This window comes from Streptomyces tailanensis (assembly GCF_008386495.1).
Classification (GTDB): Bacteria; Actinomycetota; Actinomycetes; order Streptomycetales; family Streptomycetaceae; genus Streptomyces; species Streptomyces tailanensis.
The window spans coordinates 23,869-32,730 of record NZ_VTHJ01000085.1; the positions used below are offsets into that span (position 1 = coordinate 23,869).

An 8,862-nucleotide genomic window follows, 5' to 3' on the forward strand; every position below is an offset into this window, starting at 1 on the left:
CTCGTATTCATGGACCCTAACGCGGCAGCTCCGCCAGAGAATCCCGGAGAGGGAACTGTTCGCTGTCAGCGCATGTCGCGCCCCGTAAGGATCGCGGGGAACTGCGCGAGCAACCACGTACAAGCCGCAGACGCGTCTGCCACGGGCTGTGCATCGGCGGGTGCGGCTTGTAGGGGGCTGATCGCGCCCCGCGGCGGAGCCGCATATGTACACAGCCCCGCGCCCCTGGGTAGGCCGACGGGCCCCTGGGTCACAAGTGATCCAGGGGCCCGTCATGCACTACTGGCGGAGCGATCAGGCCTCGGGCTTGTCCTCGGCGGCCTTGTCCTCGACCTCAGCCGCAGCCTCGGTCTCCTCGGTGCCCTCTTCGTCCTCGTCGTCCAGGTCGACGATCTCGCCGTTGGTGTCCTTGACCGTGGAGGCCTCTACGACCAGGGCCAGGGCCTTGCCGCGGGCGACCTCGCCGACCAGGAGCTGGACCTGGTTGTTCTGGACGACGGCCTGGGCGAACTGGTCGGGGGACATGCCGGAGGAGGCGGCGCGGCGCATGAGGTGCTCGGTGAGCTCCTCCTGGTTGACGTTCAGCTTCTCCTTGGCAACCAGCTCGTCGAGGACGAACTGGGTCTTGATGCCCTTGACGGCCGCTTCCTTGGTCTCGGCCTCGAACTCCTCAACCGTCTTGCCCTGGATCTCGAGGTACTTCTCGAGGTCGAGACCCATCTGGCCGAGCTGGTGGTGCTCCAGGTTGTGCTTGCGGGTGTTGATCTCGTCCTCGAGCAGCTTCTCGGGGACGGGCACCTCGACGATCTCCAGCAGCTTCTCGAGGACGCGCTCCTGGGCCTGCGTGGCCTGGTCGTACTGCTTCATGTTCTCCAGGCGCGTGCGGCTGTCGGCGCGCAGCTCCTCGAGGGTGTCGAACTCGGAGGCGAGCTGGGCGAACTCGTCGTCCAGGGCCGGGAGCTCGCGGGCGGCGACCTGGCTGACCTTGACGGTGACCTCGGCCTCCTTGCCGGCCGCGGAGCCGCCCTTGAGCTCGGAGGTGAAGGTGGCCTCCGCCCCGGCCTCCAGGCCCTTCACGGCGTCGTCGATGCCGTCCAGCAGCTCGCCGGAGCCGATGGTGTAGGAGACGCCCTCGGCGACGCCGTCCTCCAGGACCTCGCCGTCGACCTTGGCCTCCAGGTCGATGGTGACGACGTCGCCGTCCTCGGCGGCGCGCTCGACCGGGGAGGTCGAGGCGAAGCGCTCGCGGAGCTGCTCGACGGCCTTGTCGATGTCCTCCTCGGTGACCTCGACGGCGTCGACCTCGACCTCGATGCCGGAGTAGTCCGGGATCTCGATGGTCGGGCGGACGTCGACCTCGGCGGTGAAGTTCAGCGTCTCGCCGTCCTTCAGCTCCGTGATGTCGACCTCGGGCTGGCCGAGCACGTTGAGCTCGGCCTCGTTGACCGCGTCGGTGTAGAACCTCGGAAGCGCGTCGTTGACCGCCTCCTCCAGGACCGCACCGCGGCCGAACCGCTGGTCGATGATGCGGGCCGGGATCTTGCCCTTACGGAAGCCCTTCACCGTGACCTGCTGGTTGATCTTCTTGTACGCCGCGTCGAGGCTGTCCTTGAGCTCCTCGAAGGGCACCTCAACAGTGAGCCGAACCCGAGTCGGGTTCAGGGTCTCCACGGCGCTCTTCACGGTTCGGTCTCCTTGTGGCTGACTTCTTGGGGGTCTGCTGGGCGCCTCTGCCGGATCATGAAGGACGACCGGGAAGCGCCTCAGCGGATTAGCGGCCCTTGAGAGACGTAAGAGTGCAGACACACGGGCGCGCAGCTTGCATAGTAACCGCAGGCGGTACACGCCCCAAAAGGTGATCTTGCAGGTGTCGGACGTTCCGTCCGGCACGGTGGTCGGGGTGGCGGGATTTGAACCCACGGCCTTCCGCTCCCAAAGCGGACGCGCTACCAAGCTGCGCCACACCCCGTCTGGTGCGACACGTAGGGTACATGCCTGAGGAGAGCCTGGACGCCGCATTTACCGAGTGCGCGGGCGCGTGCGACGGCGGGCGCCGGGTGCTGGCCGGAAGGGGTGTGCGGCGGGGGCGCCCGACCCGCTAGGATGCCTTCTGTGCCGCGGTCGCCCGACCTGCGGCGCGACCTGTGCGGGCGTAGCTCAATGGTAGAGCCCTAGTCTTCCAAACTAGCTACGCGGGTTCGATTCCCGTCGCCCGCTCCACGGACCTCCGGCCCGGCTTCGAGAGATTTCTCGGGGTCGGGCCGGAGGTCTTTGCGTATCGAGACGTAACGAGTCGATCGTCAGAACTGGATCGAGTTGATCGTCTCGGCTATCGAGTTGAGGAAGCGCTGGATGTCGTCGGCCATGCCGGTCGAAGCCAGGAAGAAGCCGAAGAGGATGGCGACGACGGCCGGGCCGGCCTTGATCGTCCCTCCTCGCATCAGGACTACGAGGACGATCCCCAACAACAGCACCACTGACAGCGAAATGGCCACAACAGATCACACCCTCGGTCGGTCCGCTTCCCCGGCCCGGGGCGCCAACCCCACGCGCACCCCGCCAGAACCATCGTGCCACCAACCAGGCCCTGGTATGCGGCTCGTGAGGCAACGTCGGCCACGATCACGCGGCACCGTACGCGGATCCACGTACGGGCAGAGGGTGTTGGGAGTGAATTTCCGAGTGATCATTTCCGCACACACACATCTGTGCGCACATCACGTTCGCAGGTAATTCGAATTGTCGCCACAGACACATCCAAGGCGCATCAAGGAAGCGTCGCGAGCGCATCGGAAGCCCTCAACACGCCTCAGGAATCGGACATTTCACCAGAGTCGCCTGCGCATGTTATGCACCATTTAGTCGGCATGAATGCGGACAGAGAGGGCCAAGTCGTCAGGGCTTCGGTGTACGGATCGTGATGCACCGACCGATACCTGCTTCACCAAATCCGGGGTACTCACCGGTGATTCACGACCGGCAATACAGGAATCACGTCGGTGGTTTTACGGAATCACACAGACAACGCTAGGGTGCCTCAGATGTTCACCGCTGCCTCGTCCCCCGCCTGCGCAGCGAGTGCTCGGACCGCCCCGCGAAGTTTTCGCCGGGAGGGTTTGTGACGAACTCGCTGCGATCACACGACCACCGAAGGGCGCCGCTCCCCCCACAGGCGCCGCAGTCCCCCGCGGACGGAGTGCCGAGTCCATCCTCCGCCGCGTCGGCCTCGGATCCCGCACCGGCCAAGCAGCGCGACGCGTTCTTCGACAACGCCAAGTACCTGGCCATCGTGCTCGTCGCGATGGGTCACGCGTGGCAGCCGCTGACCGACCACAGTCGTGCCGCCGAGGCGTTGTACATGGTCGTGTACACCTTCCACATGCCGGCGTTCATCATCATCTCCGGCTATTTCTCGCGCAGTTTCGACATGCGCGCCGACCGGCTCCAGCGGCTGATCACCGGCATCGCCGTACCGTATGTGCTCTTTGAGGTCGCGTACTCCCTCTTCAAGCGGTACGCCGACGACGATCCGTCGCATCCGATCAGTCTGCTCGACCCGTGGTACCTCACCTGGTTCCTGATCGCGCTGTTCGTGTGGCGGCTGACGACGCCGTTGTGGAAGGTGGTGCGCTGGCCGATTCCGCTCGCGCTCGGCATCGCCGCGCTCGCGTCCGTCTCGCCCGACATCGGTGACGACCTGGACCTGCAACGCGTCCTGCAGTTCCTGCCGTTCTTCGTGGTGGGGCTGTTCATGAAGCCGGCGCACTTCCAGTTCATGCGCCGGCGTGAGGTACGCGCGCTGTCGGTGCCGGTCATGGCGTGCGCGCTGGGGCTGGCGTACTGGGTGGGGCCGTACATGAGCTCCGCCTGGTTCTACCACCGGGACAGCGCGCAGGAGTTGGGTGCGCCGTGGTGGGCGGGCGTTGTGATGACCTTCGCGCTCTTCGGCTGTTCCATGCTGCTCACCGCCTGCTTCTTCTCGTGGGTGCCGCGGCGGAAGATGTGGTTCACCGTGTTGGGGGCGGGGACGCTGTACGGCTATCTGCTGCACGGGTTCCTTGCGAAGGGGTCGCGGTTCTGGGAGTGGTACGACGTGCACGCCTGGGTTTACCAGCCGCTCGGGGAACTCTTCGTCACGTTTGTGGCGGCGGTGGTTGTCACGGTGCTGTGTGCGCCGCCGGTGCAGCGGATGTTCCGGTTTGCGATGGAGCCGAAGATGGTGTGGGCGTTCAAGCGGGATGCGACGGAGTTGGCTCGGTCGCGTGGGAAGGGGTAGGGCTGGGGCTGGGGCTGGGAGGATTTTCGCCCCCGCCGCCCCTACCCTCCCCCACGCTCGGCTTCGCTCGCGCGGGGGCACCCCCATCCATCCCCAGGGGCTGCGCCCCTTCGATCCCGGCTTTCGGCTGCGGGTGGGTGGGGGGCTGGTCGCGCCCACGCGGCGGAGCCGCAGATTGATACAGCCCCGCGCCCCTAAAGCTTCGGGTACGCGTGGCCCTCTCTGCTGATCAGAAGTAGGGCCCTGTCGTCGTTGACGTCCTTGGCTACCGCTTCGATGAGGTGCCAGGCGGCGCCGTGGAAGCCGCCGGCTACGTAGCGGTCGGCTTCGCCGGTGAGGCGGTCGATGCCTTCGACGATGTCTCGGTCGGAGGTTTCGACGAGGCCGTCGGTGAAGAGCATGAGGACGTCGCCAGGGCGGAGGGAGCCCTTGACCGGGTCGAACTGGGCGCCGTCGTAGACGCCGAGGAGGGGGCCCTCGGCGGCCTTCTCCTCCCAGCGGCCGGTGCCGGCGCTGAGCTGGAGGCCCGGGGGATGTCCGGCGGAGAAGAGTTCGTAGTCGCCGGAGTCGAGGTCGAGGACGAGGTGGATGGAGGTCGCGAAGCCCTCGTCCCAGTCCTGGCGGAGGAGGTAGCCGTTGGCCGCCGGGAGGAAGGCGTGCGGTGGGAGCGATCCCAACAGGCCGCCGAAAGCGCCGGAGAGGAGGAGGGCGCGGGAGCCCGCGTCCATGCCCTTGCCGGAGACGTCCGTCAGGACGACTTCGAGGGTTCGGCCGCCGTTCGTACGGGCGGCCACGACGAAGTCGCCGGAGAACGATTGGCCGCCTGCGGGACGTAGGGCCATCTCACGATGCCAACCCGCGGGCAGTTGTGGCAACTTGCTCTGGACCCGGATGCGTTCGCGCAGGTCGAAGAGCATGGTGCCGCCGCGCCGCCAGGGGACGCCGACGCGGCTGCGGAACTGGGCGATGAGGAGGCCGAAGAAGCCGCAGGCGGCGACCACGAGCACTATGCCGGGGGTCACTCTGGCCGGGCCCTCGGTGTAGGGGCCGAGCTTCACGGACTCGATGATCAACGCGGTCGCGGCGGCCGCGTACAGGCCGAGCAGGCTGGCGGGGCGGAGCAGGAGGCCGCCGGCGACGATGGGGAGGACCAGTACGGCGGGCGAGAACCACACCTCGTCGACCATCGTGAGGCCGGTGATCACCGGGATCAGCAGCATCAGACCGGCCAGCGCGATCCAGTCGGAGCCGTCGCCGCGGAAGTAGTCGACGGCGGATTTGCGCACGCCGGTGCGGGCCCGGTGAACCAGCTTCTTCATCCGGGCCGTGAACGTATCGGCCGCCGCGCGCCGCTCTCGTCCTGCTGCCATTGTTCGGGACCTTATCCATCGGACCAGCCCCTGTGCACAGGAGGTCCTACTTGTCCCCCTTCCGAGGGCCGGTTCACGACGAATCTCACACAGATCTCACACGGGACCGGGTCTTTCGGCCCACGCGCGGCACCTGTGAAGGATCCCACACCGTCCCCCGACGTACGGGCGAAATTCACTCGCTCGAAGCGGATCGCACTGCTACGCATGGCATATGACGACTGAGCTGCGGGCGCTGGGCAAGGAAGACTGGAACGTCTGGTACGACAACCTCATCCGGGCCTTCGGCGGGATACCCGAACCCGCCGAGGAACGTGAGCTGTCACAGTCGCTCACGGAGTACGACCGGAGCATCGGAGCCTGGGACGGCGCCCAATGCGTGGGTACGGCGGGGGCGTTCGACTTCCGGCTCACCGTCCCCGGTGGCGCGTCCGTCCCGGCGGCGGGCGTCACGATGGTGAGCGTCGCGGCCACGCACCGGCGGCGCGGCGTACTGACGTCCATGATGCGGCGGCAGTTGGACGACATCAGCTCCTGGGGCCAGCCGCTGGCCGTGCTGATCGCGTCCGAGCCGGACATCTACGGACGGTTCGGGTACGGTCTCGCCACGCACCGGCTCGGCATCGAGATCGACACCACGCGCGTACGGCTGTCCGTGCCGCCCGGCGCCGAGGACGTACGGCTGCGGTACGCGGCGCCCGCCGAGGTCCTCGACGTGTGCGAAGCGGTGTACGCGCGGCGGGTGCCGGAGCGGCCGGGGATGGTGGCGCGGGGGCCCGGCTGGGAGCGGATGGAGCTGCTCGACACGGAGCGGCATCGGGACGGGGCGTCGCCGTTGCAGTGCGTGGTGGCCGAGCGGGGGGACGGGGGTGAGGGTGAGGGATCGGACGTGGTCGGGTACGCGCGGTTCCGGGTCAAGCCCCAGTGGGGGTCCGGTGGGGCCGAGGGTGTGGTCGTACTGGAGTCCCTGGAGGCGCTGGACGCCGCCGCGCACGCCGCACTGTGGCGGTTCCTGTTCGACCTCGACCTGACCGCCTCGGTCGTCGCCCACCGGCGGCCCGTGGACGAGCCGTTGTTGCACATGGTGTCGGACGTGCGGCGGTGCGGGCTGCGGGTGCAGGACGACATGTACGTACGGCTGGTGGACGTGGGCGCGGCGCTGGGGGCGCGGACGTATCAGGCGCCGGTGGATGTGGTGTTGGAGGTCGAGGACACCTTCTGCCCCTGGAACTCGGGGCGTTGGCGGCTCACCGGTGACGCGAAGGGGGCCCGCTGCGAGCGGACCGGTGACGCCGCCGATCTCGCCCTTTCGGTCCGGGAGTTGGGGGCGGCCTATCTGGGTGGGGTGAGCCTCGCGTCGCTGGGGGCTGCCGGGCGGGTGCGGGAGCTCAGGCAGGGCGCGCTGGCGGAGGCCTCTGTGGGGTTCTTCTCGTCCACCGTCGCGCCCTGGCTGCCGCACGGGTTCTGACCCCCGGTCACATTCGCTGGCAGGTGGGGCACCAGAAGAGGTTGCGGGCGGCGAGGTCGGCGGTGCGGATCTCGCCGCCACAGATGTGGCAGGGGAGGTTGGCCCTGCGGTACACGTAGACCTCGCCGCCGTGGTCGTCCACGCGAGGCGGGCGGCCCATGGCCTCCGGGGTGTGTTCCGGGCGGACGGTGTCGATGCGGTTGTTGCGTACGCCCTCCCGCATGAGGTCGACGAGGTCGGCCCACATCGCCTCCCACTCAGTGGCGGTGATGTCCTTGCCCGCGCGGTACGGGTCGATGCGGTGCCGGAAGAGGACCTCCGCGCGGTAGACGTTGCCGACGCCCGCGATGATCTTCTGGTCCATGAGGAGCGCGGCGATCGTCGTACGGCTGCGGGAGATGCGCCCGTACGCGGCTGTCGGGTCGGCGTCGGGGCGGAGAGGGTCCGGGCCGAGGCGGGCGTGTATGGCCTGCTTCTCGGCGTCCGTGATCAGCGCGCAGGTCGTGGGGCCGCGGAGGTCGACGTACGACGTGTCGTTGCGCAGGCGGAGGCGGACCGTGTCGGTGGGCGGGGGTGCGGGGGCGTCGCCGAAGCCGACCTTGCCGAAGAGGCCGAGGTGGATGTGGACCCAGTCCTCGGCGTCCGCGTCACCGAAGTGCAGGAAGAGGTGCTTGCCGTGCGCCTCGGCGGTGGTGAGGGGGGTGCCGGTGAGGAGGGCGGCCGCGTCCGTGAACTTGCCCTGGGGGCTGGTGACGTGGGCGTCCCGACCGCCGAAGCGGGCGAGGTAGTCCTGGGCGAGGCGGTGGATGGTGTGCCCTTCGGGCAACGATTGCCTCCGGGGTTCGGCAGGGGGGTGGTTGGGGTGGTTGGGGTGGTTGGGGTGGTTGGGGTGCGTTTTCGGGTGCGGGTGGGTGGGGGTTGCTCGCGCCCACGCGGCGGAGCCGCAAATTGACACAGCCCCGCGCCCCTGAAAAGCAGGAGCTGCGCCCCTGGCTTTTCGGCCCGCAGGGCCGTGTCTTTCAGGGGCGCGGAACTGCGCGAGCGACCACGCATCACCCGCAGCCGCCCTACAAGCCCAGTCTCCCGAGCTCTCAGGCGAAAGCTCTACGCCTCGGGGTGGTGGGCCGGAATCGGCGGCAGCTCACCCGTGGTCTCGTAGGACGCCAGCATGTCGATGCGACGGATGTGACGCGCATCACCGGAGAACTGGGTGTTGAGGAAGGTCTCGACGAACTTCGTCGCGTCCTCCTGGGAGTGCATACGCGCGCCGACGGCGACGACGTTCGCGTTGTTGTGCTCGCGGCCCAGCGCGGCGGTCTCGACGCTCCAGGCGAGGGCGGCGCGGACGCCGGCCACCTTGTTCGCGGCGATCTGCTCACCGTTGCCGGAGCCGCCGATGACGATGCCGAGGGAGTCGGCGTCCGCGGCCGTGCGCTCGGCGGCACGGAGGCAGAACGGCGGGTAGTCGTCCTGGGCGTCGTAGATGTGGGGCCCGCAGTCGACGGGCTCGTGCCCGGCGGCCTTCAGCCACTCGACGAGGTGGTTCTTGAGTTCGTAACCGGCGTGATCCGAGCCAAGGTAGACGCGCATGGTCCGAGTGTGACACGCCGGTTTCGGCGGGGCGCGACGGGGGGCCATGGCCGAAAATCGTCAGTCGCACCACAGAACAACGGCGCAAAGGAACCGTTCCTAGGGACTGAGCGGGAGTGAGTCCTGTTGCCAGGGCTCATGCTCAGCCGAACGCCCCG

The 8,862-nt window shown here is 68.2% G+C and carries 7 protein-coding genes and 2 tRNA genes; 3 read left to right on the forward strand and 6 right to left on the reverse strand.

The window, feature by feature from the left end; all coding sequences use genetic code 11:
- Positions 1 to 294: 294 nt before the first annotated feature.
- Together tig and F3T56_RS41110 are read right to left on the reverse strand one after the other, a co-directional pair.
- Positions 295 to 1,683 carry a trigger factor gene (gene tig, locus F3T56_RS41105; RefSeq protein ID WP_149830572.1) on the reverse strand — a complete coding sequence of 463 codons (1,389 nt, stop codon included), beginning with the start codon at positions 1,681 to 1,683 and terminating at the stop codon, positions 295 to 297.
- 209 nt (positions 1,684 to 1,892) lie between these two features.
- Positions 1,893 to 1,969: transfer RNA gene (locus F3T56_RS41110), tRNA-Pro, on the reverse strand.
- Positions 1,970 to 2,146: 177 nt separating this feature from the next.
- Here F3T56_RS41110 and F3T56_RS41115 point away from each other — a divergent pair.
- Positions 2,147 to 2,220, forward strand: a tRNA-Gly gene (locus tag F3T56_RS41115).
- Between the two features lie 80 nt (positions 2,221 to 2,300).
- On the opposite strand, the gene F3T56_RS41120 is transcribed toward F3T56_RS41115, so the two are convergent.
- Positions 2,301 to 2,495 carry a hypothetical protein gene (locus F3T56_RS41120; protein WP_149830573.1) on the reverse strand — a complete coding sequence of 65 codons (195 nt, stop codon included), beginning with the start codon at positions 2,493 to 2,495 and terminating at the stop codon, positions 2,301 to 2,303.
- 623 nt (positions 2,496 to 3,118) lie between these two features.
- On the opposite strand from F3T56_RS41120, the gene F3T56_RS41125 reads away from it, so the two are divergent.
- Positions 3,119 to 4,276, forward strand: coding sequence for an acyltransferase family protein (locus F3T56_RS41125; protein ID WP_149830574.1), 1,158 nt, complete (start codon positions 3,119 to 3,121; stop codon positions 4,274 to 4,276).
- 194 nt (positions 4,277 to 4,470) lie between these two features.
- Here the strand turns inward: F3T56_RS41125 and F3T56_RS41130 are convergent, their stop codons facing one another.
- The gene (locus tag F3T56_RS41130) at positions 4,471 to 5,646 is read right to left on the reverse strand and encodes a PP2C family protein-serine/threonine phosphatase (RefSeq protein WP_149830575.1); all 1,176 of its coding nucleotides are present in this window, start codon (positions 5,644 to 5,646) and stop codon (positions 4,471 to 4,473) included.
- A gap of 214 nt (positions 5,647 to 5,860) precedes the next feature.
- Between F3T56_RS41130 and F3T56_RS41135 the strand changes: the two genes are divergently transcribed.
- Positions 5,861 to 7,114, forward strand: a complete 1,254-nt coding sequence (locus tag F3T56_RS41135; protein ID WP_149830576.1) for a GNAT family N-acetyltransferase — start codon at positions 5,861 to 5,863, stop codon at positions 7,112 to 7,114.
- Positions 7,115 to 7,121: 7 nt separating this feature from the next.
- On the opposite strand, the gene F3T56_RS41140 is transcribed toward F3T56_RS41135, so the two are convergent.
- Together F3T56_RS41140 and F3T56_RS41145 are read right to left on the reverse strand one after the other, a co-directional pair.
- Positions 7,122 to 7,940, reverse strand: coding sequence for an Fpg/Nei family DNA glycosylase (locus tag F3T56_RS41140; RefSeq protein WP_149830577.1), 819 nt, complete (start codon positions 7,938 to 7,940; stop codon positions 7,122 to 7,124).
- Positions 7,941 to 8,218: 278 nt separating this feature from the next.
- The gene (locus tag F3T56_RS41145; RefSeq protein WP_149830578.1) at positions 8,219 to 8,704 is read right to left on the reverse strand and encodes a ribose-5-phosphate isomerase; all 486 of its coding nucleotides are present in this window, start codon (positions 8,702 to 8,704) and stop codon (positions 8,219 to 8,221) included.
- Positions 8,705 to 8,862 lie beyond the last annotated feature (158 nt).

What these genes read in the sequence shown, in the direction of transcription:
- F3T56_RS41130 (WP_149830575.1), bottom strand. Translation starts at nt 5,646, where the DNA reads ATGGCAGCAGGACGAGAGCGGCGCGCGGCGGCCGATACGTTCACGGCC.
- F3T56_RS41135 (WP_149830576.1), top strand. Translation starts at nt 5,861, where the DNA reads ATGACGACTGAGCTGCGGGCGCTGGGCAAGGAAGACTGGAACGTCTGG.
- F3T56_RS41145 (WP_149830578.1), bottom strand. Translation starts at nt 8,704, where the DNA reads ATGCGCGTCTACCTTGGCTCGGATCACGCCGGTTACGAACTCAAGAAC.